This window comes from Thalassotalea sp. G20_0 (assembly GCF_017744175.1).
GTDB lineage: Bacteria > Pseudomonadota > Gammaproteobacteria > Pseudomonadales > Endozoicomonadaceae > Endozoicomonas.
Genome location: NZ_JAGHQV010000008.1, coordinates 89,461 through 114,693, shown reverse-complemented (window position 1 = coordinate 114,693; position 25,233 = coordinate 89,461). Strand labels below are relative to the sequence as shown.

The following is a 25,233-nucleotide window of genomic DNA, read 5'->3' as shown; positions in this document are numbered from 1 at the left end:
GGACAACGACCTGAAGGAGCTGCAGGATGAATCAAAATAACGATGTCAGTGTTCGAGTCAGTGCGGAGGTAGACCCAAGGGCAACCCGTGATATGAACCGTCTGGGGCGTGATACCCGGGCGGCTCGTCGCACCATGACCGAAGGCATGGAACGGGACACCCGCCAGACTGCCCGTTTTGAACAGGTTCATCATCGACTGGGCTCCACCCTGGGTAAACAGACCCGCCGGGTGATGGACTACAGCAAGAATATTGCCAAGGCTGCCCATCAGAACCGGGCTTTTCGGATGTCGTTGCAGGGCATGAACAAAGGTCTGGATGCTGTAGACAATAAATGGGCAGCCGTGGGCGGCACACTGGGAGGTGCGGCAGTAGCCCGTGGAGTAGTGACCCTTTCAGAGCGTTATGAGCGACTGGGCATTCAGGCCGGTTTAAGTTCCGACAAGGTAAAGGCACTGAAGGATGAAGTCTTTGCCATCTCCCAGAGACAGGGAATCCGGGTGAACGATCTGGAGGTACTGGGCGCCATTGAACAGATTGTGGAACGCACCGGTGATCTTGATCTAGCACGACGGAACATTGCCAATATCGCCATGACGCTGCAGGCCACCGGAGCAGCCGGGCAGGATGTGGGCGCAATGGTGGCGGATATGTCGGAGAAATTCGGCATCACCAACGCCGGTGAGATGCTGGCCCAGCTGGATACTTTGGTGGTTCAGGGTAAAGAAGGTGCATTTACCCTTCAGGCTCTGGCCAGTAAAGGTTCCAGAGTATCGGCGGCTTATGCCTCCATGGGCAGAACTGGTAAATCAGCAGTGCAGGAGATGGGTGCACTGTTGCAGGTTTCCATGATGGGTACTGGTGAAGCCGATGTTGCAGCAACGGCTTTTGAAGCCACATTGCGGGATCTGGTGAGTAATCGGGATAAATTGGAAGGGTTGGGGGTTGAACTGTTTGACCCTGAAAAACTGGCACAGGGTAAAGAAGAAGCCCGATCCATTCCCCAGGTATTGAAAGAAATCGTCAAAGCCACCAACGGTAATGTGTCTGAGTTCTCGGAAGTGTTTGGTGATGAATCCCGTCGATTGGTGAATGTGCTGGCATCGGAATATCAGAAAACTGGTGGCTTTGCTTCCCTGGATAAGTTCATGAGTATTCAGGGCGATGGCACACAGATCATGGCGGACTCTTCCCGAGCTTCCCAAACCGCAGCCGCAGCCATGAATAACTTTGCCAATGCCTGGCGTCGAATGGCCGATGGTTCACTGGCCGAACCCATTCAGGCACTGGCTGATGCCATGAACAGTCTTGATCCGGACACGGTGCAAACCATTATGAAATCCCTTGCCGGTGGTGCATTGGCTTTGGGTGGGCTTGCGATTGGTCGTAGGGTGTTGGGAGCAGGTCGATCCATTGCCGGAATGGTACGTGGTAAAAAAGGCGGTGGTGCCGCTGGCGGTATTGGTGGTGCTCTTGCTTCTGCCGGTGGCGTGCAGCCTGTTTTTGTTACAAATTTTCCGGGCGGTGTGGGAGCTGGTATGGGAATGGGCGGCTCATCGTCAGCCCGTCGCAGTGGTTACTCTGGCAGCTTACCCAAATCGTCTGCCAGACCAACCACCAGAGCCAGCCGACTTACCCAGTGGGGCAGGCACGGTTCCGGAGCCATGAAACTGATGGGCAAAGCTGCCATGCCGCTGATGCTGGCCGGTGGTGCGCTTTCCGTAGGTTCAACCCTCAGTGACGATGGACTCTCCAGAGCGGAAAAAGCCAAAGCTGTTTCTTCTGATGTGGGTGGTATGGGTGGTGCCCTTGCGGGAGCCGCTGCCGGTGCTGCCATGGGTTCTGTGGTTCCGCTTATCGGTACGGCAGTGGGCGGTATTCTGGGTGGCATTCTCGGCGGCATGGGTGGCGAATGGCTTGGGGGTAAAGTGGGTGGTGCCATGAACCCCATCGAACAGGAAGTAAAACGAGCCAATGCCCGACCAAAAGCCATCGCAGGAACCGGTAGCAATACGCCAGCGGTTACCCGACAGATCACCAATAGCGTACCGATCCAGATCACCCAACAACCGGGACAAAGCAGCCAACAGTTAGCGGTGCAGGTAGCGGATGAAGTGGAGAAGGTGCTCGAAAAACAACGGCTGAAATCCGAACTCAGCCTGATGGATAACTACTCACTGGGGAATGCCTGATGGCGAAAACAATGCTGGCATTGGGTGACTTCCGGTTTTCGGTGGATACTGCCGCCTATCAACGACTGCGTAAAGTGGCTTCATGGCGCTGGGCAAAAAAGGACACCGCCAGCGGGAAACCGGGGCTGGATTATATTGGCCCCGATCTGCAGGAAGTCAGTATGAATGGCACCATTTACCCACACTACAAAGGTGGGCTTGGGCAGGTTCCCAAAATGAAAGCCATGGGCGACAGTGGCACACCGCAGCGATTGGTGGATGGGCTGGGTAATGATTTGGGATTATGGGCAATCAGTCGTTTAGAAGAGATCCAGAGCCAATTCCATGATCGGGGCGTACCCCTGAAAATCGACTTCGATTTAAGCCTGATGGAGTACCCCAGCTAATGGCCAGATACACCACCAAACAGAATGATATGCTCGATGCCATCTGCCATGAGTATTACAAAGGGCAACGGGGCGCACTGGAGGCTGTGTACAACGCTAATCCGAAACTGTGTGAATATGGCTTGCTATTGCCTGGCGGACTGGTGATTGTGCTGCCGGTACTGGCACCCAAAGGCAGCTCCACCAAAATTGATTTATTTGGATAGGAACGACTATGCAACCAGCCCGAAAAATTGTGATCAATGGCACCGACCGCACCACTGAATACAACCGTTACTTTGTCAGCCTGGAACTTACCGATGAGGCCGGGCTCTCTTCCGATAGCCTGACCATAACCCTCAATGATGATGGGCAGCTGGCCTTCCCTGCCAAAAAGAGTGAACTGCAAATCTGGACCGGCTACCAGAAGCCGGGAGAGCCAGCCGTGCTGCAATACCGTGGCCTCTTTTCCATTGATGATGTGGTGCTGGGCTTCCCGACACGGCAAATCACCATTACCGCCAGTGCTGCCCGAATGCGTGGCAGCTTTGTTGCACCAAAAGATCAGACCTGGGAACAGGTGACCCTGGGCGATCTTGCCCAGACCGTTGCCAGTCGTAACGGTTTTACCCTGAATATGAGCGCCGATCTGAAAGCCAAAGTGGTGGAGTACCACGACCAGAAAAGCCAGTCCGATGCGGATATGCTCACCCGATTGGTGGAGCTCTACGGTGGCACGCTAAAACCGGCGGATAATCAACTGGTTATCTTCGCCAAAGGGGATGGTCGGAATGTCTCAGGGCAAGACTTGCCACCAGTGCCTATTCTCCTGAATCAACAAACACGGGGAACGGTTCGACTCTCTGGCCGTAACCACTATGCATCGGTAGCGGCACATTTTGCGGTGGACGGTGGGCAGGAAACCGTAGCCACCTCCGACGCTCAGCCCCAGAAGATGTTACCCACCCGTTATGAAAACCGTGAACTGGCAGTAGCTGCGGTGAAATCGGAACTGATCAAACTGGAGCGCAAGCAGTTTGAATTTCGCATGAGCCGGATGCCGGGGAATCCGGAACTGAGAGCGGAGCGAATGGTTGAGGTGATTGGGCACGGTCGGGAGCAGATCGACGGGCTATGGGTGATTACCTCTCTCACAGAAACTCAGGACGGTAGCGGCTACTGGATGAATTTTACCGCCAGTGCGCCAAAGCAGTATCCACAGCGGATACCGGCACTGCAGGCATAAAAAATCCGGCACGGAGGCCGGAGTGTTTGGCAAGCTGCTTTCTGCGAAGCATCGGTTATTCATATCATTAACAGGAGTCCTATAACCTTAGCCCTTACCGGATGATCATCTCCAGCAGCTGGTTCAGCACAACCAACTGTTGATCGGTGAGGCCGGGCAGCTTCTCTATCAATTCGGTCAGAGGTTCCGACAAACGGGCCTCTGTGCGGAACATCGGCTCCCTTCCTTCCAGATACCAATCCGTCGTGATGCCGTACAGACGGCACATATTCACCAGATCATCGTAATCCCTTGGTGCCCCACCGGTGGGACTCTCCCAGCTGCGCAGGGTACTGACCCCTCTGCCCAGTTTTCGGGCGGCTTCCTCTATCGTGATACCGGCAAGTTCCCTGGCAAGCCGACATCGCAGGTTCTTCTCTGCTGGCTGAGCTGTCTTTTTTGCCATTGAGTTCTTGGTCGGCCAGATTTTTATTGATGTCGATCAAAAATAGACAGCGTTTTTGTTGTTCCCCACGTGAACTTTTGGGAAAAGTTACGTGCACGTACGACCTAACTAAATATTTGGTCTTGTCATACAACGACTTAACTCAATATACTGGTTAAGCATACAGTTAATGATTTCGGAGATGGGCATGTTGAAAGGCTGTAACCACCCAAAGAAAACCGTCGAAATTGACGTTCATGAGCTGGCAGTGCTGAGATCGGCGAAAGACTTGTTAATGCGCAGGGTGCAGGCAGAGAAGATTGAAGACCCGGTGCAACGGCTGCAGAAGCTGTCTGTTATTCGTGTGGATACGTTGCACTGGTTGAAAGGAGGTTATTGATTACAGATTAATTGGACTGCTTCCAGATGCCCTGTTCTTTACAGGTGAGTGGTAACCAGCCTTTTTTATAGGCATTTTGCTCAAATTCATATGAATCAGTGATACCAAATTCATCTCTTATTTTCTGCGACTCTTTATCTACCCATTGTCTTCTTTCTTCATAGGTAAGTTTATGTTCAGGCATCTGCATTTCTTCAACGGTAAGAGGCTTCAGTGAATCTGGAAACATTCTCTCTGCCGATGCGCTGATCTCATTAAGGGATTTATGATAATCGCAGTATCGAACCAGTTCCGGATCGGGAGATGAACAGGCAACCATAAGGATGGACGATATCAGCATGAATACTTTTTTCATGACAGTTTCCTTGGGTTTAAAGAACATCAAGTAAGCTTGTGGCCAGCACAGGATCCAGCTGGGTATGATTCATTCCTTTTTTCTGGGCATGACGATAGACAGCGGTATATACCTTGGCTTTCTGTTCAATGCTCAGTTCAATATCTTCAATCTGGGCTGTTTGCTCTACCAGTGTGATCACCGCCTGCATCAGTTCTTTCGATGCAACGTCTTCACTTTGGGCATCGGCCTCTTCTTCGATATTCAGTCTTAATCCTCTGAACATAGGTTCCAGTTCACCATCAAGCCGGGCAACAGGCAGCATCGGGGCTACTTTTATTTTCTGACCGAACTCAGGGCCATCCCCAAATGCTGCAATGGGGCCTATACGCCCCTGGATAAGCGGGTCCAGATATTTAGAACCGACATTGGAAAACCACCAGTGAGACTTTGGTTCATCTTGAATCTGCTTTGTCCGTTCAAAACAATCCAACAACACCTCCTGAGTTTCAAAACCAACAGGCCCTGTGAGTACTTCATGGGTGATGTAGTCGATCTGCTTGTCTTTGTAGATATAAGTGGTGGGGCTTGCCAGACAGACAACCAGACGGGTCTTGTCGAAAACAACGGCGACATTCCATTTATTGCCAACGATGTCATGCATTCTGAGCTTTTCAGCAAGCTCGGCATCACTCTCATGCATATCAACGCTGTATCTTTTCCCTTCACCGGACACCAGCCAGGTGAGGCAGACGTTCTCCTTACGCATGATGGCCGTCAGTATCTCTGAACCCGGAATATTCCCTTTATTCATGCTTTCAGCTGCCCCTCTGGAGATCCCGAGAGAGGCTGCCCAAGGGTAGAGTTTTCGACCACAGAGGACTGATGAAAGTCGATCCTTAAAATCATTCATAAAAAAAAGAGCCAATCTGAGTTGACGTTCCTAAATTTAGGAATTAAAGTTAACTTAACGCTGTTAACATTCCTAAACGGTGTGAACTTTAGATAACTTTGTAAACGGAAATACAGCATTATGCCTAAGAAAAATGAAAAGTCGCAAACAGATATTGTCGCCTTCCGCTCTAAAGAGCTTAAGGAAAGGATTGGCACTCTGGCGACGTTAGATGACCGGCCTCAGTCACAAATGGCTCGATTGCTGATGAAACGTGCAGTGGAGTTGGCAGAGAAAGAGTTTGGCATTGCCAGGCAGGTTTGAATGATGGTGTTCAGGACTGGCAGGTCCTGAACACCGGAGGCATCGGTCACTACCTGGCAGGGTAGCAACGCAGCAGCTCGAACACTTTAGCCTCAGGGGTATGTTAACAAATAACAACCCTCTGAGAATAGCGTAGACCGCTGCCTCCTGATTTTCTACGTGAAAAGCATGGAGGTGTTACGTGAACACAATAAATCCAACCAATGGCTTGCCAGATACGACGCTGGTCAAAAAAGCCATGAAGGGCACCGTCTCCCGTTTTAGCGGTGGTGCCCGTGCCATGGGGCAGCTGCTGAACAAGGCGCCCAATGTGCTCTCCAATGAGATTAATCCTTCCCAGCCACACCATAAGCTGGGGCTGTTGGATGCCATTTACATCATGCACATCAGTAATGATTTCCAGATGCTGGAAGCCATTGCGGCGTGCCTGAACCATTCAATTATTCACCTTGGGGACTTCTCCGCCACCAGTGATACGGAGTTGCTGGATTTGTATGCCCGGTGGCATGGAGAGATCGGTGATGTGGCCCGTGAAGTCTCCTTAGCATTGGCGGATGGTCGTATATCCCGTGATGAGTTCGATCGCATACGCCAGGAGGGAATGGAGCAGATCCACTGGTTCTTTGAGTTTCAGGCTCGGCTTGAAGCCCTGATCGACGAGGGTTGAAGCCATGCCACTGCGACGGGAACACCGGTGGTTTACATCACCCAGAAAAGTGGTAGCGCAGTGCAGTTTTGAAATTCCGGTAGTGCCTGATGAAGCCATGTTGCGTTCTGCCTGGCATCGATCCGGCCTGAACCTCTCTTTTGAGGAATGTATGAGTGACCCGGTACTGGCAAGAATCCTTCATATGATGGCCAGACAGGGAGCAAAACATAAGGAAGCCGTCGGAGGCGAAAAATATGTTTAAAAACTACTTCACCCAGCAGGAAGAAAAACTGCTGCTCTCTACCGTTCGACAGTACACGTCGGACATTTACGCCGAGCGGGATTACTGGTGGATGGTGCTGGCCCGTCATACCGCTGTGCGGGTTTGTGTGTTGTCTGGCCTGACCGTAGGCGATGCCCAGAGTGCCATTGCCCGTGAACGGCTGGTGATTCGCCCGGAGATCAACAAGCGTAATAAGCGACAGGATCTGTTTTGCAAAAAGATCATTATGGATGCACTGAAAAACCTGTTGCGTATTCATAAACAGTTGGCTGGCCATGGGTTTGACAATCTCACCTTTGAACAACGGCCTTTGATCATCTCCAGAAATAAGCAGGGAATGAGCATTCGCAGCTTTCAACATCGGATGAATCTTTGGTGCAAAAAGGCAGGTATTGCCGGTTCCCCTCACTGGTGGCGACACACCTGGGCAAAACGACAGGTTGAAGCCAGTGACGATGTAAGCAGAACGCTGATGAAAGTGCAGCTCTGGCTGGGCCACGACGACCCCAAAACCACCGCTATTTATACCCGCCCTGATAAACAGGAGATGGACACGTTCGGGAGGTACACCGTATGAGCGCCGTTGCGATGAATGTGATCGACACTGTTGATCTGACTGAGCGGGAAAACCGCAAGGCTTACTTTCAGCCAGTGATGGCAGGCCTGCCAAAAGCGGCTCAGGACGTACTCCAGTTTGTGTTGATTGACCACCCCTATTGCACGGCTGCCAAAGCCATGGCCGGAGTGTTTGTCGGGCTGGTTTACCGCCAGAAGGTGGAAATCTTCGACCTCTATCAGCTCGACAGAGACAACATGCGCAAGGTGCACAATCTGTTGGAAGAAGCCTGCACCAATGTCAGTGGCTGGGGTAATGCGGCCAATGCCGTGAATACGTTTCATAACCTGTAGGAGAAAAAACCATGCTGGTTCTATCAAGGAAAAAAGGGGAAAGCCTGCGCATCGGTAAGCATATCCGACTCACCGTGTTGGGTTTCAGTGATCGGACGGTGAAGTTCTCCCTGGAAGCCGGTAATCGGATTGCGGTGATGAATCGCTCCATTGGTCAGCCCCTGTTTTCGGATAAGGAACTGACCATCACCACCATCCCCAACCACCGCAATCAGGTGAAAGTGGCCATTGAGGCACCGAAGGATGTGGCGATCTGGCGGGAAGAACTCTGGTTACAGATGAACAGCTGTATTCATGAACCTGGTATCGAGCTGAAAAAGGCGGTGATGGCATGAGACTCCTCAGCAAAATTCATCAGGAAGCCCGTCAGGTCGTTCAGCCACTGGTGGATGTAGCCCTTAGTGATACCGGCGGTGCTGAGGCTGCGGCTCAGGTATTGCTCAGCTGCCATGACGGTGGCACTTACCATTTGTGCGTTCGGGATTTGTGCGTGCTGGATGACCGTTTGTATCAGGCCGCCATGCTGATTATCCGGCTTCGGGTTGAGCACGGTATTGAACCCCATGAATTGTTCGTTAATGACAATCCATTCCCGACGTTGGCAAAACGCTGGGGTGATCATCTTCATATTGTGAGTCGGGGAGAGCGTTATGGTTGCTGACATCAAGCATGATTACGAGATTGAACGGCTGGAAATCTCCAGCGCCGAAGCCGGTGTCTTTGGTCGAATGCTCAACCACATTCGCCAGCAGCACCTCACTTTGGATGGTGCGCTCTCTGATGATGAAAGCCGGTTGATGCTGAGGCTGCTGAACGACATCAACCGGAGTATTTATCACACCGGCAAGGGGGCTGGCAGCCAGCAAAAAAAGAAGGCAATCCCACTATGTTCGTAATTCGCAATAACCCGAAAGGGCCAGGCTACGAACTGGTGGGAAAAAAAGCAGGACGAGGAAACCCTGATTGGCCGTGGCAGCGCCCGACAGTGTTCCATAACCATTCGGCAGCAACAGCGAAAAAGGCAGAACCATGAAAAGCAATGATCTTCTTGGGTTTCGTTGTCACTTTTACCCCGGTGCGGTGTTCCCCAAGTGCCAGCATGCCGCCAAGTGTCGGCCTGCGTTTTGGGATGATAAAGATCGTTGCCCCGGTGTGTACCAGTGCAAAAAGCCCGAAGCGGAACGGGTGAAACAGGTCAACCAAACCCGCTGAGTTTTGAAAGGCTGTTGGCAGACAGCATCAGAAAGCAACCCGATAACTGCTGATTTTGGTCAGGAATGACAATGAAGACTCGAACACCAACCCTGAGATTAGTCAGGATGTCACAGCTGTCCCCGGAGAAACGACGGGAAGCATGGCGAAACATCAAGGAAAACAACCATCAGCTGGCGGCACTGCTCAGTGACCCTCAGTTCCAATCCCTGAAAGATCACTTTGACGGAGATGTACTGCTCAAGGCGGAAGACCTGGAGGCAGTCGATGGCAAGTATTGAAGACCTGAAAGAGCTGATTGATCTCAATGATGTGGCTGAAAAGCTGGACATGAAAAAGCACAGCGGGGGAAAGAATGGCAACGCCGTCTATTTTTCCCCGAGCCGTGAAGAGCAAAACGCTTCCCTTTCCGTGTTTGCCGGTGGCAAGGGCTGGAAAGATCACGCTACCGGTGCCAAAGGCAGCTGTATTGACCTGGTGATTGAGGCAGGTCGTGCAGCTAATGTGCACGAAGCCGCTGACTGGTTGCACCATGAATTCAACATTCCGAAAGACAAAATGGCACGGGTTGAAAGATCCCAGGAAGAGTGGTTGGCAGAACAGTGCCTGAAGCGTGCCAACGATTGCACCGGTTACCTGTTTGATGAGCGTAAGATTCTCAAAGAAGTCATTGAGTACGGGATCAGCAGTAAAACACTTGGTTATTCCGATTACACCACAAGCAAACCCGCTGGCGAAAAGTTTCATGGCGGCCCTGCGGTGGCGTTTATCTGCAAGGACTTCGCCAGCCGTCGGGTGAATTGCCTGGAGTACCGTTATTTTGATGCGGCACTGAACGGTGGCGTAAAGAACCATTGCCACGGCAATAAAGGGCCGGCGTTCTGGTCCATCAATCACGGCAATTTGAAAGCGGCTCATACGGTTGTACTGGTGGAGTCGCCTATTAATGCCCTCAGTGTTGAGAGTGCCATTCATAAATGCGGTGAATTGAAAGGCTGGACCGCTCTGGCGGTGATGGGTGCCTCCAACCTCAATGAAAAGAACTGGTCACTGCTGCAGGGCAAGCGGGTTGTGGTGGCGATGGACAATGATAAACCCATCGAAAAGGGACCCAAACAGGGTTACTGCGCTGGCGATCTGGCAGCCTGGGCAATCCATGAAATCCTGACCGGTCTGAACATTGTTTCTCATTTTGCTGACCAGAGTCGTTGGGATGAGTTGAACGACCTGAACGACATACTGAAAGAAAAAGGCGTTGAAACCCTGCGCCGTGCTATCAAGAACTTTGAGCCCTGGTTGATTCCCGGTTTGTCGGGCAATGGTGGCGACAACAAACCCGCCACCCAAGGCAAGCCACGTTTGTTTTTGCCAGAGCACGATTATGCCAAGTACTGGCAGTTCCGGGTAAAGGAAGACTTCACCGGATTCCAGAAAGAGGTAACGGATAAAGAAGGTGAAAGTCATCTGGTCAATGAAGACCTGTGTGGTTTTCGGGTAGCGGCACTGTCTCGGGTAAAAATCCAATCTGCCAATGCCACCATGAGTGGTGAAAAAGATAACCAGCCCAATGTCGTATTTGCAGGCAGTGTGCAGAGCGCCCGACATGGCAACAAATTAGTCCGCCAGGTATTCACCGATGAGCAGCTGTATAACCCTGAAAAGTGGCGCTCGTTTGGTGGTGCCATCTATAAGCCAGCCCAGTTCAGCCGGATGCTCAATATTATGGAACGTGCTACCCATATCGGTGGTCGTGAAGCCCTGAACTTTGTGGGTTTGGCCTTTAAAGATGGTAAGCCGGTATTGAACGAAGGGCCTGACTGTTACTTCACCGAACCGGAAAAGCAGTGCCCCTACCATAACCTGCAATTTCCATCCGGCCCCACCAGTGATGCAGCACTGGTGATGAATGCCTACCAGAAAACCTTTGAGCAGAATGCCGCCATGATGGCACTCGCCTGGATTCTCGGTGGGCACCTGAAAACCTATCTGGGCTTTTGGCCTCATATGGTGATGCAGGCCGATAAAGGCGCCGGTAAATCCACTTTGATTAAACGACTGGAGCGCACTACTGGCTTCACCATGTTCTCTGGTCAGAGTTTGCAGACGGAATTCCGACTGGTGACAGCGGTCAGCCATACCTCTCACCCGGTGGGCTGGGAAGAGATTTCAGCCAGACGACAGGATGTGATTGATAAAGCCGTGGCACTGCTGCAGGAAACCTACCAGTACACCATCAACCGTCGTGGTTCGGAGATGACCGAGTTTGTGTTGTCTGCCCCTGTATTGCTGGCCGGTGAAGATGTGCCGGTGAAATCGCTATTGGGCAAGGTGGTACGGACTGAGCTGCAACACCGTGGCGACATGCTTTCTGAGAACCTGCCGGTATTCCCGGTGCGGGAGTGGCTGAAGTTTCTGGCCGGTGTCGGTCGTAGCCGGGTCATGGAGATTTACAACGACTGTCGTGATTACTGCATGATCAAGTGCTCCAGCACGGTAGAAGACAACGGTGCTGCCCGAATGCTGGGGAATTACGCAGCACTGGCTACAGCCTGGAACCTGTTGTGTGAGTTTGCAGGTATGCCAAGAAATACCGGTGATTTTGGTACCGACCTGGTACGCACCATGAATCAGCACATTCTGGAAACCAGTTCCGATCGGGAGCCCTGGGTGTGGATTATGGAAATCATCCTGGGCGAGATCGATGCCGGAAAGTATGACCGGCCATTCAAATTTGAACGCAACGGCGATGATGTTTTGTTGTTTGTCCGTACCGCACATTTGATGCAGTACCTCAGCCAGACCCAATCACTGCGCCCCAAGTACGATGCACTGCCAGTAAAGAGTGACCGGGTATTAAAGAAGCAGATGGAAAAGGCCGGTGTGATTCTGCCGGAGTTTGACGACAAGGAACGCCGTATTGCTGGTAAGCGGGTTGCCCATATGTGCGGGCTGTCGTTGAAGAAGCTGGAAGAGTTTGGCTTGAGCCCGGTATTACCGGAAGAGATTCCTGACCACTTGTAATAAAAGAAAGCGCCCCGGGCGGCCACCCGAGGCATGTACCAACGAGAAGGAGAAACTTCATGTCTGATTTCAATGAACAGGTATTCCTGAAATATCAGCGTCGGCACAGAGAGCAGCTTAACAGAAAAAAGCGCCGTTTGAGAAAGGTGTTGGCGTTTGTTCGGATGGCGAGGGCAATCCCATGATCGGCGTAGTGCTCAAACATTTTGAGGTGGTGTGCCTGCGTGGTTTCGGGGTGGCACTGGCGGTGGTCTCTACCGGTGCATTGGTGTTGCTGCTGGTCAGCCTGCCCATGACCGATGTGCAACTGACCATGACCACCATTACCGGAATTGCCCTGCAAGGTTGCCTATACCTTTTCGCCCGATCTGAAGATGTGCGACTGCAGCGGATGGGTTGGGTGCTGTTGGTGGGTTCGGTTATCGCAACGGCGGCTTTTCTTGAATCCGCCTGGCAGCAGCATGTTGCCCAGCTGAATCATAAGCAGGTCGATTCGGTCGCCAGCTCATTCACCGTGCAGCAGATCCAGCGAGAGATTGAAGACCGGAATCGTCAGATTGACGTGATGCTGTCGGCCTCTGAAAAAGATGTTGCATCCATTTATCGGGATCGCAGCGATAAGCGCAACGACAAACTCACGCCACTGTATCAGCAGCGTGACGAACTGATGCAGCAACTGAAGCAGCAGCAACAGCAGACCCTGAGCAGTGGTGCAGAAGCAGGCAGCCTGCAGGCAATGTTGACCGGTGTCAGTCGTGAAGCCCGGTTAGCCACCTTTGTGGTGATGGCTGCACTTATTGATTACACCGCTTTGCTGGCACTGGGCATGGTGAGCAGGACTGAATCACTCACCGCAGCAGAAGTGCAGCAGCCTGAATCGGTGGTGAATCAGCTTGATTCAGTGGAGTGGATAGCGGTGCTGCAGCAACGGATTCTCTCCGGTGAGTTTGGTGAACACCCAAGCCAGCGCCAGATGATCGATGAAGTGAAGCAGGCCTATGAAGCCCTGAAAGACGATGGTCGGCTGGTAAAGGATGGGCAACGGTTCCGGGTGATCGGGGAGGTGGTGTGATGGAGGTCAATGAGAAAGCACTGCTGGAAACCAGCCTTGAATTGCAAGTGGTGCAGCAAAGAAAAACCCGAAGCCCTGAAGAACACCGTCGGAAGGTGGAGCACCTGGAGTTTTTGGGAAAGATCAAAGAACTGTTGGAAGAACTGGAGAAGCAATCATGACAAAGGTATTTGCCAACGTAAGGCCCGAATCAAAGTACTACGAGGGTCAGGTTCAGGATAAGCCATTCCCGGTTCGGTTTGAGCCGGATATTGCAGGTTACCACTGGCAGGGTGGTATCGGTGGCCAGTATCGCACCGATGACCTGCACTTTTTCATGGAAGCAGAGTTTCGGGGAGAAGTTCAGCTCAAGCCGTTTCTGGTGGTGAACCACTCCGAACTTCAATCGCTGGACGTGACCTGCAACTCAATATTGAAAGGCGTGGGTAAAGAATGGGGCTCAGGTTACTGGGAGAAAGTCATTAAGAAGCTGGAGGCACTGCTTAGAAAAGCCAGGAAGCAATACAAGGCCGAATTGGCGAAGGAAGAAGAGGAAAGAGAAAACGAGCGTTGGGGGTATTGAGTGATGAAAATTCGTGATTTGGAAAGTTACACCAGAACAGAGCACCTTGGAGTTCACATTGTTGAGGGTGTTCTTCCTGGTGAATCAGAATCCACTGACTACGTGATTCTGGTTGATAACAAGGTGGATGAGCTGGACTCTGAAATTGCGGTTCTGGATCCATGCGCAGTGTGGGGGCACTGGTTGCCGGCAGATGAAGATGGTGTTCAGTCGTCGGTTTGTCAGAACTGCGGTGAATAACTGGAGTGCTCTCAGGGTTTTGCCTGGGAGCAATTAAAACATTGAGGAACGGTAATATGAATAAATACACTCGATACTTCAAAGTCACCAGCGGTGCATTGATTGAAGCTGTAAAAGAATGTCGGTCGACAAATGATGCTGCAAATAAAGAGTATGTTGCCCTGCTGAATAAACTGGGCGCAGAAGAAACTTATTATGTCGTAGGTCATCGGTTGGTTGCGATGACCTTCAAGAATTCTCCAGATCAGAGAATCTATAAAAGGAATAAAAATACCAATGATGGTTGGTATCCAAAAAAGAACTGTAAGGAAGGTAAAGAGATCGCTCAGGCGATTGAGTCAATAAAGACGCAATCGGTAGATGACTGTTTAAAAGCCGTTGGTTTGTATAGTGGGCCAAGAATCATTCAAGGCGGTTACGCTTACTCTGCAACTTTGGTTGTGATTCCATCTGAACCAATGGAGCTTTATGTCACTGTTCCCTGGTATGACGAAGATCCGGAAGTAATTGAGCAATACAAAAAGGATAAAGACGCTAGGAAGCGTAGCAGCATGTCGCTTGATGCTCTGCTTTGGAAACCACCGTCAGAAATGACTGAAGTAAAAGAATGGGAGGTGAAGAAGGTAATTCAGGAATGGAACGATTCTTTGAAAGAAGTTGATGCAGCTTAATTGTTTGGGATGAAAACCTTCTCAAATGCCTTATTTAATTCTGGTTCCCATGCCTCAGCATGGGAATCTAAAGGTGAATAAAATGCACAGCCCAAGATACACCCTTGAATGCGAAGACCTGACACCCTCTCAGGCCAATGTGCTGCTCTGGTTGGCTGAAGGCAAAACTCAAAGGGAAATCGCCAGTGCTTTCTCTGTCAGCCATAAGACCATTGAAATTCATCTCCGGTTTGCCAAAGAGCGACTGGGTGCCAGAACTCCAGCGGAAGCATTGGCGATTTGTTTTAGCAGGGGATATATGAAGGAACGATTACTGGTGACTGGGGGGTAAACTTGAATGTGTTGTTAAATGCTGATGAATGAGGGCTGGAAGCTATGGGTATTGAATTAAAAGACTGTCCTTTTTGTGGAAGCAAGGCTCAATTAATTGAGTGCAGCAGGCAAGACCCACTGGGCAGAGCAAGGATTGATTGTTCAGTTTGTCGAGGCGGTTTTGATTACCTCGCCGATAAAGATCAACTTGCAAAAATGTGGAACTCCAGAGTTCCAACAAAACGGGCTGCACCTTGTGAAAATTACTGTGAGCAAGCAGCTTTCAATATTGAAATAAGAAGGTTGAAGTCATTATTGGGTAAGGCTTGGGATGCAATTCAGGAGGCAGGTTATGAAGATCACTGCTTTGAATTGCGTAAAGCTATTGAAGAAGGCATTTAACCCTGAGTTTTGCGGCGCCGTAGGCGTCCGCAAGAACGGGTTGTTAAGCTGCGATTGGCACGGATTTGAGGAATAAAGGATGGTAACAGTTAATAGCTATTTCTGCGGCGCAGGTTTAATGGATGTTGGTTTGCTGAATGCCGGCATAGAAATAAGCCAATCATTTGAAATGGACAAAGATGCCTGCAATACATATCGGGTTAACCTGGGCAACCATATCAAGCAGGTGGATATTACAGAGCAATTAGTAATGGAACAGGATAGTTGTGATGGAATGGTATTCACTTACCCATGCACCAAATATTCAACCATTGCCGATATTCATAAAACCAGAACAGGCGACGAATTGTTTTTACACGCTCTGCGGCACCTTGCGATTGCCCGGCCTGAATTTTACGTGGTTGAAAATGTCCCGGGTATGAGAGCCTTCCCTATTGTAATGGAAGCTATGACAAAGATGCCTGATTACTATGTTCAAGTCTTCTGCCCTATCCAGTCTGAAAAGTGGCTGCCACAAAGACGAAACAGATTGATCATTGTAGGAACTCGTCGCAATTTCAGTATCAGGCCGCCAGAGAATACAAAGCCTGTGAGGTTGGCTGATATTGTGGAAAGTGAGCCAAAGGTAACACTACCAAAAGCAATTAAGGCCAGAATGACTGGAGCCTATAGAGACTTGCCGATTATTTCTGACCCGGCAAACGGTGACATTTCGCCAACCTGCGTTGCTCATTATGCAAAAGATAAAAGCACTCGATTGATTAAAGATAAAAGGTTTCCCCTGGGAGTCAGACCTTACTCAGTCAGAGAGTACGCCAGGCTTCAGGGATTGCCTGATTCATTCAAGTTTCCGGGTTCCGAGACAGCGGCTTACCGCCAGATCGGAAACGGTGTTTCTGTCCCGGTGGGTGAATGGATTGGAAAAGAAATGAAGCGTTATATGAAGTAAGCTAAAGCGGCTTAACCCTTTAATTCAGGGGCTCGAACGCAGTGAGAGTCCCATGGAATTTATTGTTATCTGCGACAGCTAGGAGGCAACAAGTGACACCAGTCAGAGAAGCCATGATCAGTGTTAGCAGAATGCGAGATAAGGCAAAAAAGCCTGAAACATACAGATTGAACGCCTTGTGGTGGAGGCTTCATTCAATGGAATCAAAAGACCCTGAAACTTGCCGCTTGTTCTCTCGCAATATGTACAAACTATACAAATACATGAAAGCCAGACCTGAACTTTATCAGGCAAAACCGAAAAACAAGACCGATTTTCAGTGGAGTCAATATGGAAGCTAAGGTGCATGATGGAAAGGTCAATATCGACGCTGAAAAAATGACCTACTGGAATATCAGAGATATGTCCGCCAAAGGTTTGTGTCACGGCTCAGGTATTCATTTCTCTCAACAAGTCAGTGACGTTCGTAGAGAGAGAATACTAAAGCTTTGTGACTCGATAGCAAAACAGCTTCACATGCTGGAAGACGAACTAAGCAGATAACCCCCGCTTGTGCGGCGCAGTCCGCGCGAAGCTGTTGTTATGCGCTTGGCACGATGCCGCTTGTAGGCTTTTAGATGACAACTCGATTCAAAGGAATTTTGATTATGAAATATCACGAAATGACAACAGCGGAACTACTTGAGCTTATGCCGGACAATTTACACCTGGCGAAAAACAGTAATGCTCCAGAACATGATAGATGGCGAGTATTCAACAGTCACACAAAAAAATATGTAGCTCCCGGCTTTAGCTCAGCAAAAGAGCTAATGATCCATGCGCTGACTCGTATAGATGAGCAGAGAAACGAATGGATGGGAGTTGAATCCTGATAAAACGCATAACCCCGGCTTCAACGGCGCAGTCCGTTGAAAGCCGTTGTTAGGCGAGAACCAGGAACCAGAGAGAGATTAACAAAAAATGGAAACAGTAAAAGTCAAAATGGAAACAAGATGGTTCATTGAATGCCCCAATGGATGCGAAGAGCAAGACGTTGATACTTATGAGCTTGGCGTTTTTGAGTGTACTCAGTGCGGATATAAAGCTAAATACAATTCAGAACCGGATAACTGCGAAGACGCATAACACATTCTTATACGAACACAGTTCGTATAAGTGACGTTACTTTTGTACCTCTAAGCACCGGTGGCAGCCGGTTAACTGAAAGGCTCGAGCAAATGGAAAAAGTTGTTTTACGGGTTGAACCCGTTACCAGATACCTGACGACTGCGGAACTGGCAGACCGCTTTCGTTGTTCCAACAGAACCATTTACCGTTGGATGAAACGGGAAAAGAACCCGTTCCCTAAGCCCAGGCTTCAGCATTGTGGCAGCTCCAACCGTTGGGCTGAAAACGATGTGTTGGCATGGGAAAATAAGTTTGCACCTACCGGGCAGTGAACTCCATCAACCTTGTCCACCACTTTGAGTAGGCTTCGGCCTGCTCTTCTATATACAGATGATGGTCATAGACTTGCCACTCCCCAGGCAGCTTATGGCCAAGCATGATTTCAGCCACATGGGGTTCTGTCAGCGTAGACCAGTTGGTTCTGGCGGTTTTTCTCAGGCTGTGCACCGACCAGTGTTCCATCTCCACTTTTCGATTTTTCCTCAGCCACTGCATGATGTTGTAGGGCAGGGCGAGCGGTGCCCTTCTACCCATTACCTCTTTACTGCCGGAGTTGGTGAACAGGTATTTGCCATCACAGAGCAGTATGGCCTGTTCAATCAGTGGGATGATTTCAGGAATGATGGGTCTGGTAAGTGGGTTGCTGGTGAGCTTGCCCAATTTATGATTTTCGGGTGGTACGATCCAGAGCCGGTTTTCCAGATCAAAGTGCTTTTTCTCGCTGATCCGCAACTCACCATTACGGCAACCAAAGACTAAACACAGTTTCAGGAACAGTTTGTTTTTGGTGGCCATGCGTGAAAGTTCGATAGCTTCCCAGACCTGTTGGATTTCTTGAGGCTTGAGTGAGCGGGTATCGACGTTTTTCCGAACAGACAAATCTTCGACCGCATTGATATGAGCCAGCACGTTGTTTTCCAACAAGTGCCGCTTCACACCAAATTTCAGCATCTGCTTGGCGTTGGTTAGAACCCTTTCAGCGATGGAAGGAATGTTATCAGCCAGTCCTTCAAGAATTGCCAGCCACTGGTGCAGGGTGACTTCTTTTGCCGGTAATGTGCCGATGGTTGGAAATACATGGATCTCGAAGGATCGTTTGATGTCCTGGTGGTTGGCTTTGTTCTTTTTGCAGTAGCTCTCATGCCATAGCTCATAAAGACTCGCCAGTGAGGTGGCCGTGATAATGGCCTGTTTTTCCATCTTAAGAACAATTTTCGGGTTGAAGCCTTTCTCCAGTTGCCCTTTCAATCGTTCGGATTCTCTTCTGGCCTCTTTTAGTGACAGGTTCGGATAGCTGCCGATATCAGCACGATCTGCTTTACCGTTGAACCGGTAGCGCAGTTGCCAGGTGATTTTTCCTTTTGGTGAGACTCTGGCACTGAGGCCATCACCATCTGTCTTTACATCAGACTTTTCCCTATTTTTTTTATGGTTGGCCTTAAGCCATGCATCCGTGAGCGACATTCATTTCACCTCATGTGTACAAATGTTTTTTGAGCCTGAAAATCCGGTTTTTTGTACATAGATTTGTACAAAATTCTTGTGACTCCGCTCAGGTTAGCATGTCTCAGCTTGGCGGCTACGTTAACACCGTTTGGAAATTTACAGCAGGAAAAACAAGGGTTTTGGAGTGATTTTAAAAGTCATTTGTCGCAAGTTGTGGACTTGCGACTCACAGGCTGTCATTGGGGTGGGAGATGATAGCAAAAGTGCGTCTGGCTTCAACTTCCCGGAGAAGTGGTGACGTTGTTGGAGGCATGAGCGGGTTCCAGATTGTGTACGTATCTCTGTACACAGGTGCCTACCGCAAAGAAGGGGTGTGTACAAAATAAGAAAATAATCAAAATTTGGGTGAATTATCCAAATCGGGGGGATGACTGCAAGTAGGCTGGCGGTCAGTCCGGTGATTCTGTGGTTTAAAAAACAAATACCGGACTGGATTTTAAACTCGCTGAATTGGCAAGCGATGATAGTCAGTCGTGAGGTGTCAACGGGCCAGAGGGCTTGAAATCAATCATTATACGAGCTGGCTGATGATACCAGTTGGAAAAATTGAACCATGCCGGATAATCCATTCTGGTGGCCAGTTGATACTTCTGCTGGTTTTGAGTCCTGTGGACAACCCGTGGCAAAATGGTTCCGGCTTTCATGCCGTTGGTGACTTTACGTTGCACATTCACCGTTACCTGTTCAGTGGCTTCGCCTGAAACGTCATCAAAGTGGGTGAAGGTTACGTCAACGTCTACAGGGTAATCGACAATACCCCACCAGTTCTCCTGGTCAACGAGAAGAAAGCGGCCTTGCTTCATTTGCTGCCGGTCGAACATTTCCTGTTCTCTGGCGTTGATCATGGCGTCTTCGTTGAAGGCTAAATCTGAGTACCGTATCGCTCCACCATGTGCAACTTTATAATCCGTAATTTTCCAGGGTGAGTCTTCCGGGAGTTCAATCGATGTCAGGCTGGCAGCGCCCAGATAGGGCGAGGTTGCATGGACCACTGAGTAGATGGATGCTGCGGCTACAGCGATGACTGTCAGCACCACCGCGACCCCAATCAGCCCGTCTGACACCCGTTCACTGAAGGAAGAATCGTTGTCAATGGTATAGCCTCTCCCGAAAAACGGGCCATCCCACCATCCCAGGTGTGAATGATGATGGGTGTGTTCAATATGTATATTGTCGGGGTTACCTGAACGGGAAGGGTAGTAGTAACGATTGAGCTTAAGCTGAAACAACGCCATATGCCGGTAGTCGATCGGCAGAGAGTAGCTGCTATAACTTTGCCCGGGAAATCCGGTATGGCTACTGGCATAATCAAGCTGCGGATAAGTGATAAAAATGGTCAGAAACAGAAGTAAGGCTATGTTTGGTAGCCTGTTGACAACTTGTGCGGGCATTCTAACACTCCGGGTGGAAATTTCTCCGCTAATCAATTCGGAATGAAATCTTCCAACGTGTTTGGTAAATACTATGTTTAACTCCATTAGATCCGGATTGTATGGAAAAGTTCCATTTATTGCCTTCCCAGCTTAGCGATATTAACCAAGTTAATTTATTAACCATTTTATCAGGAAAAAATCAGCGGTATGGGCTGACAGCATTGCACTGGCAATGAAACCCAGGGCAAGAGCACTGGAGATAATTAACAAAGGCTCAAGCAGGGCCATAACAATGATGCAGGTCTGGCTCATTCCCAGCGTCTGATAAAGCTGTATTTCCTGTTTTCGTTCCTGGAGGTTGCGGGTCAATGCATAAAAAAGGGTCAGCAGGCACAACCCGAGCGTGACAAACGATATGAATATCAGACTGACCGCTGCCCTGTTCAGATAGTTATAAAGTAGCTCCAGTTCTCTGGCTGGCATCGCGGCGGTTATCGCCAGGCCTTGTTCCGTGGCTGATTGAGTCAGGCTTTTTTCAAGCGCCAGAAGGGCCATACGGTCCTGCAGTTTGATATCGATAAAAGAGATATCATCAGGACTTGACCAGCTCGGCGTATTGCCTTTTACGTATGATTTTCTTGCGGTTATCAAACCTTCAATCGGGATATAGATACTGTCATCCTGATGGGTATTCTGCCGTGGCAAAACACCAGCGATGGTAAATAGCTCTTTGTACTCTTGTTCTGGCCCTGGTTCGCTGCCATCGCCAATGGTTATCTGATCGTTGACTTGGTAACCAAGGGTATTGGCGATGTTTATCCCGATATAAGCAGCCATCGGGTGATTTGCAGGGTTGGCTGAATGTCGAGTCAATCGCGCAATCCCTTTGGCGCTGGTACCAATAACGGTGATTCCCCGATGGGTTTCGCCATAGGCATAAGGAATGGCGTATTCAATCTCCGGGTGGCTTATCAGCTTATTCAGCAGGCTCAGGCTCATTTGTGGTGGTGGTGAGCCCACATGGAATAGCGAGAACAGAACCAGGGGCATGGCCGGTGTTTCTTTACTGATGATCAGGTCGCTTTCCAGTGAATAGCGATCAATACTTTCAATCATTTGTTGCTTGATACCTTTAAACAGAAACACAAGGTAAAAGCCAAAGGCCAGAACCAGCAGCATGGTCAGCGTGTTTTTTTTCCGATAGTTCATGCTCTTCATGGCATGCTGGAAGGTCAGTAATGCAGTACTGAGCCAGTTGATGTTTACCATAGCCTGGCCACCTGTTGTGAATGGTTGATGTCTGACATATCAATACAGCGGTCAAATCCCGGGTAAGGGGTATGGTCAACACAAATCAATGTCTGTGCATGTTCTCTGGTGCTTTTCAGCAGCATGTCATACAGGGTTGTTCGCGCCTGCGGGTCCAGTGCTGATGCGGCTTCATCGGCCAGAATCAGCGGGGGAGAGCCGATCAGAGCCCGGGCAATAGCGACCCGTTGTTGTTGACCAGTGCTCAGCATACCGGTGCTTTGGCGCAGGAGTTCGGGGTTCTCCATGTTGAGTGCGGCCATCAGCTGGTAGGCCTCGTAATTCGCCGTGGTTTTCCGGTCTGCCAGTCGCTGCTGGCGCCACCTGGATAAACGACAGGGTAGTAAAATATTTTCCAGTGGATTCAGATAGGGAATCAATATTGGCTGCTGGAAAATGTAGCCCACCTGTCCGGCTCGAAAGGTTTCCCGTTCGGATCTGGACAGGCTGTCAATCTGCTGGCCAAGTATGTCAATTCTGCCACCGTCGGGTAGGAGTAACCCGGTCAGCAGTTGCAGTAGCGTGGTCTTGCCAGAGCCGTTCAACCCGGTAATCTGCAGGCGTTCACCGTTCTTTACCGTAAACAGTGGTATCGACAGGCAGCTTTGCTTTCCTCTGCTTAATTCAAGCTTTTCTACGGTAACTGCCTGACTCATACATGGCCCTCTTTCAATACACAGCTTTTTAATCGTTAAAAAAATCCGGAAGGAAATCACTCTTTGCTGGTTGTTTCTGCAACTGAACCTCCTGCTGTTTCTGACTTAGCTGCTGTTTACTTTGCCAGTTGTCACTGACCAGCCAGACGCTGGTGTGTTTTAAATCAGGTATTGCCTCGAAAGCCAGGAATGTGAAGTGAGACAGGTTTTCCGGGTGCTGACATTCATATTCGAGATAGCCGTTGATTTCACTGAGCTGTGCTGCCAGCAATTCCGCCTTGAGATCAGGGCTGTCTTCCGGTTCAACAAGAAACTGCTTTTGCGTTTGCCGACACTGCGCATCGTCCGGGAGGGTAACCAGAGGGGTAAATTCTTGCAGAGACCGGGCCAGAGCACCGGGCGGTAGTGTTGTGATCGTGCTCGCGGCCTCCGGGGAGATGGAGAGGAACAGGTTAAGGGTATCCTGTTGCAGGTTAACATCCAGCAGCATGGATGCTGGTTCATAAGCCCGATGGATATTTTGTCCAATGGCGCGGTCTTTCCCATGGCTTGACGTTATCGCGACGGTCAGGCTCAGTATAAGGCAGGCAGTCACTGCTTTGTGGTGAATGTTCATGGGCAGCGTTCCTGAAGGTATCGCTTTCCAGCATCAATCAGTCCGGTATCGTTGAGAAAGTTGCGACCAATCAATAACTGTTGAGGAAAATTGCTGCGACTGATTAAGGACATTTCTACAATCCGGGTAATCCGGCCTACTTTTACGGTGTTTCGGACAACCGCTCGCTCACTGGGCGCACCTTTATGGGTGATTATTCTGGCTACCCGGCTGACCGGTTGATGCATGGGGGTTTTCTGGCGGCTTTCCCGGTGAACGAAATCGTAGTAAACCCAGCGATAGCCATTTCTTTTAATATGCATGCGGATATTACGGGCATCCAGGGCCGTGGTTGTCGCACCACTGTCAACCAATGATGCGACCTTATGTTGATTTATATTGACCAGCGTGGCGTTTTCCAGATAGCCAAACAGTGGTCGACCGTTAGCGGTGCAGGGTTGGCTGGCTACCGGGGGCGACAGCGACAAACCCGAAAAGAAGACCACGGTAATGAACCGTAACAGCCGTCCTGATGGCTGCGTGGATGGGGATTTGATGGCCCTGTTCATAACTCTGATAACCGCTTTACTCTGTTCAGCATTTATCTGAAAGCTATCGGCTATTTAGGTGACGATTTGATGGGTGGCTTTCTCCACAAAGGCTTTGTGATTGATGTATTGCCTTGTCGTTTAACATGCAGGCATTTTTTATCCGACACAGTTTGTCTATTTAAGGGAATTCGTAGTTAAATACAGACTTTTAATTTCCGTTGCGACCGAGAAATGACCAAGCTTCCCTGCTTCAAGGCATACGATATCCGTGGCCGCCTGCCGGATGAACTTAATGAAGATATTGCTTACCGCATAGGGCGGGCCTATGGCGAGCACCTTAAACCGAAGGATGTCGTTGTTGGTGGCGATAGCCGCCTGACCAGTGAAGCCCTGAAACACTCATTGTCTGAAGGCCTGCGTGATGCCGGGGTCAATGTGCTGGATATTGGCCTGTCCGGTACCGAAGAGATCTATTTTGCCACATTCCACCTGGGGGTTGATGGCGGAGTTCAGGTGACGGCCAGTCACAACCCCATTGACTACAACGGTATGAAACTGGTGCAGGCCGGTGCGCAACCCATCAGTGGTGATAACGGCTTGCGGGAGATTCAGCAGCTGGCAGAAGAGAACCGGTTTGGGGAGTCTGCGGCACAACGGGGCGGTTACAAGAAAATCTCTGTTCTGGATGATTATATCAGCCACGTTCTGGGGTATATCCAGGCTGACAGTCTCAAGCCGATGAAACTGGTGGTCAATGCCGGTAACGGTGCAGCAGGGCATGTGGTGGATGCTATCGAGGAACGATTCCGGGCGGCCGGTGTGCCGGTAGAGTTTATCAAAATCCTGCACGAGCCGGATGGTCGCTTCCCTCGGGGTATTCCTAATCCTTTACTGCCAGAGTGTCGTCAGACGACGGTAGACGCCGTTCTGGAACATCAGGCCGGTATGGGCATTGCCTGGGATGGCGACTTCGACCGCTGCTTCCTGTTTGATGAGCAAGGACAGTTTATCGAGGGGTATTATATTGTCGGGTTATTGGGGGAGGCATTCCTGGCCCACAACCCTGCGGCAAAAATCATCCATGACCCCAGGCTGACCTGGAACACCATCGATCAGGTAAAAGCGGCGGGTGGTGAACCGGTGCTGTGCAAAACCGGTCACGCCTTTATCAAGCAGCGGATGCGCCGGGAAGATGCGGTTTATGGTGGCGAGATGAGTGCCCATCATTATTTCCGCGACTTTGCCTATTGTGACTCCGGCATGATTCCCTGGCTGCTGGTCGCTGAGTTGATTTCCAGAAAGGGTCAACCTTTGTCAGCGCTGGTCAGTGAACGCATCGCCATGTTCCCGTCGTCTGGTGAAATTAACAGCCAATTGACAGATCCTCAGGCCGCTATAGAGCGTGTGCTGGCACACTATCAGCAAGATGCGCTGGAAATTGATAACACCGATGGCATCTCCCTGGATATGGGGCAGTGGCGCTTTAACCTGCGACTGTCCAATACCGAGCCAGTGATTCGTCTGAATGTAGAAAGTCGTGGCGATGAGGTGTTGATGCAGGAAAAAACTGCCGAGCTGCTGAAGCTGATTCGTGACTGATATTTTCAAGAGACTGCTC

38 protein-coding genes are annotated in these 25,233 nt (G+C 50.1%); 29 read left to right on the top strand and 9 right to left on the bottom strand.

Annotated elements, in window-relative coordinates:
• The first annotated feature begins 26 nt into the window (after positions 1-26).
• Genes J7438_RS07045 through J7438_RS07030 form a run of 4 tightly spaced genes read left to right on the top strand, consistent with a single transcriptional unit; the run spans position 27 to position 3,803 of the window.
• Positions 27-2,192: a phage tail tape measure protein gene (locus tag J7438_RS07045; protein ID WP_209275988.1), complete on the top strand. Its 2,166-nt coding sequence runs from the start codon at positions 27-29 to the stop codon at positions 2,190-2,192.
• Positions 2,192-2,578 carry a phage tail protein gene (locus J7438_RS07040; protein ID WP_209275987.1) on the top strand — a complete coding sequence of 129 codons (387 nt, stop codon included), beginning with the start codon at positions 2,192-2,194 and terminating at the stop codon, positions 2,576-2,578. The genes J7438_RS07045 and J7438_RS07040 overlap by 1 nt, the downstream gene beginning before the upstream one ends.
• On the top strand, positions 2,578-2,784 hold the full coding sequence (locus J7438_RS07035; protein WP_209275986.1) for a tail protein X: 207 nt from the start codon (positions 2,578-2,580) through the stop codon (positions 2,782-2,784). Before J7438_RS07040 ends, J7438_RS07035 begins: the two co-directional genes overlap by 1 nt.
• An 8-nt stretch (positions 2,785-2,792) precedes the next feature.
• Positions 2,793-3,803 (top strand): contractile injection system protein, VgrG/Pvc8 family, encoded by a 1,011-nt coding sequence (locus J7438_RS07030; RefSeq protein ID WP_209275985.1) that lies wholly within the window; start codon positions 2,793-2,795, stop codon positions 3,801-3,803.
• A 94-nt stretch (positions 3,804-3,897) separates the two neighbouring features.
• On the opposite strand, the gene J7438_RS07025 is transcribed toward J7438_RS07030, so the two are convergent.
• Positions 3,898-4,248, bottom strand: coding sequence for a helix-turn-helix domain-containing protein (locus J7438_RS07025; RefSeq protein ID WP_209275984.1), 351 nt, complete (start codon positions 4,246-4,248; stop codon positions 3,898-3,900).
• 169 nt (positions 4,249-4,417) lie between these two features.
• Here J7438_RS07025 and J7438_RS07020 point away from each other — a divergent pair, with 169 nt between their 5' ends.
• Positions 4,418-4,627, top strand: coding sequence for a hypothetical protein (locus tag J7438_RS07020; protein WP_209275983.1), 210 nt, complete (start codon positions 4,418-4,420; stop codon positions 4,625-4,627).
• Positions 4,628-4,634: 7 nt separating this feature from the next.
• Here J7438_RS07020 and J7438_RS07015 read toward each other — a convergent pair whose 3' ends face one another.
• Together J7438_RS07015 and J7438_RS07010 are read right to left on the bottom strand one after the other, a co-directional pair.
• Positions 4,635-4,982, bottom strand: a complete 348-nt coding sequence (locus J7438_RS07015) for a hypothetical protein (protein ID WP_209275982.1) — start codon at positions 4,980-4,982, stop codon at positions 4,635-4,637.
• 16 nt (positions 4,983-4,998) lie between these two features.
• Positions 4,999-5,775 (bottom strand): hypothetical protein, encoded by a 777-nt coding sequence (locus J7438_RS07010; RefSeq protein WP_209275981.1) that lies wholly within the window; start codon positions 5,773-5,775, stop codon positions 4,999-5,001.
• 219 nt (positions 5,776-5,994) lie between these two features.
• Here J7438_RS07010 and J7438_RS07005 point away from each other — a divergent pair, with 219 nt between their 5' ends.
• The 23 genes from J7438_RS07005 to J7438_RS06900 all read left to right on the top strand — a co-directional run bounded on the left by J7438_RS07005 (position 5,995) and on the right by J7438_RS06900 (position 17,898).
• Positions 5,995-6,177, top strand: a complete 183-nt coding sequence (locus J7438_RS07005; protein WP_209275980.1) for a hypothetical protein — start codon at positions 5,995-5,997, stop codon at positions 6,175-6,177.
• 181 nt (positions 6,178-6,358) lie between these two features.
• Positions 6,359-6,844 (top strand): phage regulatory CII family protein, encoded by a 486-nt coding sequence (locus J7438_RS07000; RefSeq protein ID WP_209275979.1) that lies wholly within the window; start codon positions 6,359-6,361, stop codon positions 6,842-6,844.
• A gap of 4 nt (positions 6,845-6,848) precedes the next feature.
• Positions 6,849-7,088, top strand: a complete 240-nt coding sequence (locus tag J7438_RS06995; RefSeq protein ID WP_209275978.1) for a hypothetical protein — start codon at positions 6,849-6,851, stop codon at positions 7,086-7,088.
• On the top strand, positions 7,081-7,686 hold the full coding sequence (locus tag J7438_RS06990; protein WP_209275977.1) for a tyrosine-type recombinase/integrase: 606 nt from the start codon (positions 7,081-7,083) through the stop codon (positions 7,684-7,686). Before J7438_RS06995 ends, J7438_RS06990 begins: the two co-directional genes overlap by 8 nt.
• The gene (locus tag J7438_RS06985) at positions 7,683-8,018 is read left to right on the top strand and encodes a hypothetical protein (protein WP_209275976.1); all 336 of its coding nucleotides are present in this window, start codon (positions 7,683-7,685) and stop codon (positions 8,016-8,018) included. The genes J7438_RS06990 and J7438_RS06985 overlap by 4 nt, the downstream gene beginning before the upstream one ends.
• 11 nt (positions 8,019-8,029) lie before the next feature.
• Positions 8,030-8,353, top strand: coding sequence for a carbon storage regulator (locus J7438_RS06980; RefSeq protein WP_209275975.1), 324 nt, complete (start codon positions 8,030-8,032; stop codon positions 8,351-8,353).
• Positions 8,350-8,679, top strand: coding sequence for a DUF7673 family protein (locus tag J7438_RS06975; protein WP_209275974.1), 330 nt, complete (start codon positions 8,350-8,352; stop codon positions 8,677-8,679). Before J7438_RS06980 ends, J7438_RS06975 begins: the two co-directional genes overlap by 4 nt.
• Entirely contained in the window at positions 8,669-8,914 is a 246-nt protein-coding gene (locus tag J7438_RS06970; protein ID WP_209275973.1) for a hypothetical protein, read from the top strand. Before J7438_RS06975 ends, J7438_RS06970 begins: the two co-directional genes overlap by 11 nt.
• A gap of 133 nt (positions 8,915-9,047) precedes the next feature.
• Complete coding sequence (locus J7438_RS06965) at positions 9,048-9,230, top strand: hypothetical protein (protein ID WP_209275972.1); 183 nt, start codon at positions 9,048-9,050, stop codon at positions 9,228-9,230.
• Between the two features lie 71 nt (positions 9,231-9,301).
• Positions 9,302-9,511, top strand: coding sequence for a hypothetical protein (locus J7438_RS06960; RefSeq protein WP_209275971.1), 210 nt, complete (start codon positions 9,302-9,304; stop codon positions 9,509-9,511).
• Positions 9,498-12,251 carry a toprim domain-containing protein gene (locus tag J7438_RS06955; RefSeq protein ID WP_209275970.1) on the top strand — a complete coding sequence of 918 codons (2,754 nt, stop codon included), beginning with the start codon at positions 9,498-9,500 and terminating at the stop codon, positions 12,249-12,251. The genes J7438_RS06960 and J7438_RS06955 overlap by 14 nt, the downstream gene beginning before the upstream one ends.
• A gap of 59 nt (positions 12,252-12,310) precedes the next feature.
• The gene (locus J7438_RS27615; protein ID WP_286196449.1) at positions 12,311-12,436 is read left to right on the top strand and encodes a hypothetical protein; all 126 of its coding nucleotides are present in this window, start codon (positions 12,311-12,313) and stop codon (positions 12,434-12,436) included.
• The gene (locus J7438_RS06950; protein WP_209275969.1) at positions 12,433-13,323 is read left to right on the top strand and encodes a hypothetical protein; all 891 of its coding nucleotides are present in this window, start codon (positions 12,433-12,435) and stop codon (positions 13,321-13,323) included. The genes J7438_RS27615 and J7438_RS06950 overlap by 4 nt, the downstream gene beginning before the upstream one ends.
• Positions 13,320-13,484, top strand: coding sequence for a hypothetical protein (locus J7438_RS06945; protein ID WP_209275968.1), 165 nt, complete (start codon positions 13,320-13,322; stop codon positions 13,482-13,484). The genes J7438_RS06950 and J7438_RS06945 overlap by 4 nt, the downstream gene beginning before the upstream one ends.
• The gene (locus J7438_RS06940; RefSeq protein ID WP_209275967.1) at positions 13,481-13,885 is read left to right on the top strand and encodes a hypothetical protein; all 405 of its coding nucleotides are present in this window, start codon (positions 13,481-13,483) and stop codon (positions 13,883-13,885) included. The genes J7438_RS06945 and J7438_RS06940 overlap by 4 nt, the downstream gene beginning before the upstream one ends.
• Positions 13,886-13,888: 3 nt before the next feature.
• On the top strand, positions 13,889-14,125 hold the full coding sequence (locus J7438_RS06935) for a hypothetical protein (RefSeq protein WP_209275966.1): 237 nt from the start codon (positions 13,889-13,891) through the stop codon (positions 14,123-14,125).
• A gap of 56 nt (positions 14,126-14,181) precedes the next feature.
• Positions 14,182-14,796, top strand: coding sequence for a hypothetical protein (locus J7438_RS06930; RefSeq protein WP_209275965.1), 615 nt, complete (start codon positions 14,182-14,184; stop codon positions 14,794-14,796).
• 82 nt (positions 14,797-14,878) lie between these two features.
• The gene (locus J7438_RS06925; protein WP_209275964.1) at positions 14,879-15,127 is read left to right on the top strand and encodes a helix-turn-helix domain-containing protein; all 249 of its coding nucleotides are present in this window, start codon (positions 14,879-14,881) and stop codon (positions 15,125-15,127) included.
• A gap of 44 nt (positions 15,128-15,171) precedes the next feature.
• Entirely contained in the window at positions 15,172-15,510 is a 339-nt protein-coding gene (locus tag J7438_RS06920) for a Lar family restriction alleviation protein (RefSeq protein ID WP_209275963.1), read from the top strand.
• Positions 15,511-15,589: 79 nt separating this feature from the next.
• Entirely contained in the window at positions 15,590-16,459 is an 870-nt protein-coding gene (locus J7438_RS06915; protein ID WP_209275962.1) for a DNA cytosine methyltransferase, read from the top strand.
• 330 nt (positions 16,460-16,789) lie between these two features.
• Positions 16,790-17,002: a hypothetical protein gene (locus J7438_RS06910; RefSeq protein WP_209275961.1), complete on the top strand. Its 213-nt coding sequence runs from the start codon at positions 16,790-16,792 to the stop codon at positions 17,000-17,002.
• Between the two features lie 104 nt (positions 17,003-17,106).
• A complete protein-coding gene (locus J7438_RS06905; protein WP_209275960.1) occupies positions 17,107-17,331 on the top strand; it encodes a hypothetical protein in 225 nt (74 codons plus the stop codon).
• Between the two features lie 345 nt (positions 17,332-17,676).
• Positions 17,677-17,898, top strand: a complete 222-nt coding sequence (locus J7438_RS06900; protein ID WP_209275959.1) for a helix-turn-helix transcriptional regulator — start codon at positions 17,677-17,679, stop codon at positions 17,896-17,898.
• On the opposite strand, the gene J7438_RS06895 is transcribed toward J7438_RS06900, so the two are convergent.
• The 6 genes from J7438_RS06895 to J7438_RS06870 form a co-directional block, all read right to left on the bottom strand.
• Positions 17,885-19,090 (bottom strand): tyrosine-type recombinase/integrase, encoded by a 1,206-nt coding sequence (locus tag J7438_RS06895; RefSeq protein WP_209275958.1) that lies wholly within the window; start codon positions 19,088-19,090, stop codon positions 17,885-17,887. The two genes, J7438_RS06900 and J7438_RS06895, sit on opposite strands and share 14 nt — an antisense overlap.
• Before the next feature lie 509 nt (positions 19,091-19,599).
• Complete coding sequence (locus J7438_RS06890) at positions 19,600-20,523, bottom strand: hypothetical protein (protein WP_209275957.1); 924 nt, start codon at positions 20,521-20,523, stop codon at positions 19,600-19,602.
• A gap of 150 nt (positions 20,524-20,673) precedes the next feature.
• Entirely contained in the window at positions 20,674-21,774 is a 1,101-nt protein-coding gene (locus J7438_RS06885) for an ABC transporter permease (protein WP_209275956.1), read from the bottom strand.
• Positions 21,768-22,469 carry an ATP-binding cassette domain-containing protein gene (locus J7438_RS06880; protein WP_209275955.1) on the bottom strand — a complete coding sequence of 234 codons (702 nt, stop codon included), beginning with the start codon at positions 22,467-22,469 and terminating at the stop codon, positions 21,768-21,770. The genes J7438_RS06885 and J7438_RS06880 overlap by 7 nt, the downstream gene beginning before the upstream one ends.
• 28 nt (positions 22,470-22,497) lie before the next feature.
• Positions 22,498-23,085 (bottom strand): ZrgA family zinc uptake protein, encoded by a 588-nt coding sequence (locus tag J7438_RS06875; RefSeq protein WP_209201335.1) that lies wholly within the window; start codon positions 23,083-23,085, stop codon positions 22,498-22,500.
• A complete protein-coding gene (locus tag J7438_RS06870) occupies positions 23,082-23,633 on the bottom strand; it encodes a putative ATP-dependent zinc protease (RefSeq protein ID WP_209275954.1) in 552 nt (183 codons plus the stop codon). The genes J7438_RS06875 and J7438_RS06870 overlap by 4 nt, the downstream gene beginning before the upstream one ends.
• 213 nt (positions 23,634-23,846) lie before the next feature.
• Here J7438_RS06870 and J7438_RS06865 point away from each other — a divergent pair, with 213 nt between their 5' ends.
• A complete protein-coding gene (locus J7438_RS06865; protein WP_209275953.1) occupies positions 23,847-25,214 on the top strand; it encodes a phosphohexomutase domain-containing protein in 1,368 nt (455 codons plus the stop codon).
• Positions 25,215-25,233 lie beyond the last annotated feature (19 nt).

Coding starts and splice junctions, on each gene's coding strand:
- J7438_RS07045 (WP_209275988.1), top strand. CDS start 27: ATGAATCAAAATAACGATGTCAGTGTTCGAGTCAGTGCGGAGGTAGAC.
- J7438_RS07040 (WP_209275987.1), top strand. CDS start 2,192: ATGGCGAAAACAATGCTGGCATTGGGTGACTTCCGGTTTTCGGTGGAT.
- J7438_RS07035 (WP_209275986.1), top strand. CDS start 2,578: ATGGCCAGATACACCACCAAACAGAATGATATGCTCGATGCCATCTGC.
- J7438_RS07030 (WP_209275985.1), top strand. CDS start 2,793: ATGCAACCAGCCCGAAAAATTGTGATCAATGGCACCGACCGCACCACT.
- J7438_RS07025 (WP_209275984.1), bottom strand. CDS start 4,248: ATGGCAAAAAAGACAGCTCAGCCAGCAGAGAAGAACCTGCGATGTCGG.
- J7438_RS07020 (WP_209275983.1), top strand. CDS start 4,418: ATGATTTCGGAGATGGGCATGTTGAAAGGCTGTAACCACCCAAAGAAA.
- J7438_RS07015 (WP_209275982.1), bottom strand. CDS start 4,982: ATGAAAAAAGTATTCATGCTGATATCGTCCATCCTTATGGTTGCCTGT.
- J7438_RS07010 (WP_209275981.1), bottom strand. CDS start 5,775: ATGAATAAAGGGAATATTCCGGGTTCAGAGATACTGACGGCCATCATG.
- J7438_RS07005 (WP_209275980.1), top strand. CDS start 5,995: ATGCCTAAGAAAAATGAAAAGTCGCAAACAGATATTGTCGCCTTCCGC.
- J7438_RS06995 (WP_209275978.1), top strand. CDS start 6,849: ATGCCACTGCGACGGGAACACCGGTGGTTTACATCACCCAGAAAAGTG.
- J7438_RS06990 (WP_209275977.1), top strand. CDS start 7,081: ATGTTTAAAAACTACTTCACCCAGCAGGAAGAAAAACTGCTGCTCTCT.
- J7438_RS06985 (WP_209275976.1), top strand. CDS start 7,683: ATGAGCGCCGTTGCGATGAATGTGATCGACACTGTTGATCTGACTGAG.
- J7438_RS06980 (WP_209275975.1), top strand. CDS start 8,030: ATGCTGGTTCTATCAAGGAAAAAAGGGGAAAGCCTGCGCATCGGTAAG.
- J7438_RS06975 (WP_209275974.1), top strand. CDS start 8,350: ATGAGACTCCTCAGCAAAATTCATCAGGAAGCCCGTCAGGTCGTTCAG.
- J7438_RS06970 (WP_209275973.1), top strand. CDS start 8,669: ATGGTTGCTGACATCAAGCATGATTACGAGATTGAACGGCTGGAAATC.
- J7438_RS06965 (WP_209275972.1), top strand. CDS start 9,048: ATGAAAAGCAATGATCTTCTTGGGTTTCGTTGTCACTTTTACCCCGGT.
- J7438_RS06960 (WP_209275971.1), top strand. CDS start 9,302: ATGAAGACTCGAACACCAACCCTGAGATTAGTCAGGATGTCACAGCTG.
- J7438_RS06955 (WP_209275970.1), top strand. CDS start 9,498: ATGGCAAGTATTGAAGACCTGAAAGAGCTGATTGATCTCAATGATGTG.
- J7438_RS27615 (WP_286196449.1), top strand. CDS start 12,311: ATGTCTGATTTCAATGAACAGGTATTCCTGAAATATCAGCGTCGGCAC.
- J7438_RS06950 (WP_209275969.1), top strand. CDS start 12,433: ATGATCGGCGTAGTGCTCAAACATTTTGAGGTGGTGTGCCTGCGTGGT.
- J7438_RS06940 (WP_209275967.1), top strand. CDS start 13,481: ATGACAAAGGTATTTGCCAACGTAAGGCCCGAATCAAAGTACTACGAG.
- J7438_RS06935 (WP_209275966.1), top strand. CDS start 13,889: ATGAAAATTCGTGATTTGGAAAGTTACACCAGAACAGAGCACCTTGGA.
- J7438_RS06930 (WP_209275965.1), top strand. CDS start 14,182: ATGAATAAATACACTCGATACTTCAAAGTCACCAGCGGTGCATTGATT.
- J7438_RS06925 (WP_209275964.1), top strand. CDS start 14,879: ATGCACAGCCCAAGATACACCCTTGAATGCGAAGACCTGACACCCTCT.
- J7438_RS06920 (WP_209275963.1), top strand. CDS start 15,172: ATGGGTATTGAATTAAAAGACTGTCCTTTTTGTGGAAGCAAGGCTCAA.
- J7438_RS06915 (WP_209275962.1), top strand. CDS start 15,590: ATGGTAACAGTTAATAGCTATTTCTGCGGCGCAGGTTTAATGGATGTT.
- J7438_RS06910 (WP_209275961.1), top strand. CDS start 16,790: ATGGAAGCTAAGGTGCATGATGGAAAGGTCAATATCGACGCTGAAAAA.
- J7438_RS06905 (WP_209275960.1), top strand. CDS start 17,107: ATGAAATATCACGAAATGACAACAGCGGAACTACTTGAGCTTATGCCG.
- J7438_RS06900 (WP_209275959.1), top strand. CDS start 17,677: ATGGAAAAAGTTGTTTTACGGGTTGAACCCGTTACCAGATACCTGACG.
- J7438_RS06895 (WP_209275958.1), bottom strand. CDS start 19,090: ATGTCGCTCACGGATGCATGGCTTAAGGCCAACCATAAAAAAAATAGG.
- J7438_RS06890 (WP_209275957.1), bottom strand. CDS start 20,523: ATGCCCGCACAAGTTGTCAACAGGCTACCAAACATAGCCTTACTTCTG.
- J7438_RS06885 (WP_209275956.1), bottom strand. CDS start 21,774: ATGGTAAACATCAACTGGCTCAGTACTGCATTACTGACCTTCCAGCAT.
- J7438_RS06880 (WP_209275955.1), bottom strand. CDS start 22,469: ATGAGTCAGGCAGTTACCGTAGAAAAGCTTGAATTAAGCAGAGGAAAG.
- J7438_RS06875 (WP_209201335.1), bottom strand. CDS start 23,085: ATGAACATTCACCACAAAGCAGTGACTGCCTGCCTTATACTGAGCCTG.
- J7438_RS06870 (WP_209275954.1), bottom strand. CDS start 23,633: ATGAACAGGGCCATCAAATCCCCATCCACGCAGCCATCAGGACGGCTG.
- J7438_RS06865 (WP_209275953.1), top strand. CDS start 23,847: ATGACCAAGCTTCCCTGCTTCAAGGCATACGATATCCGTGGCCGCCTG.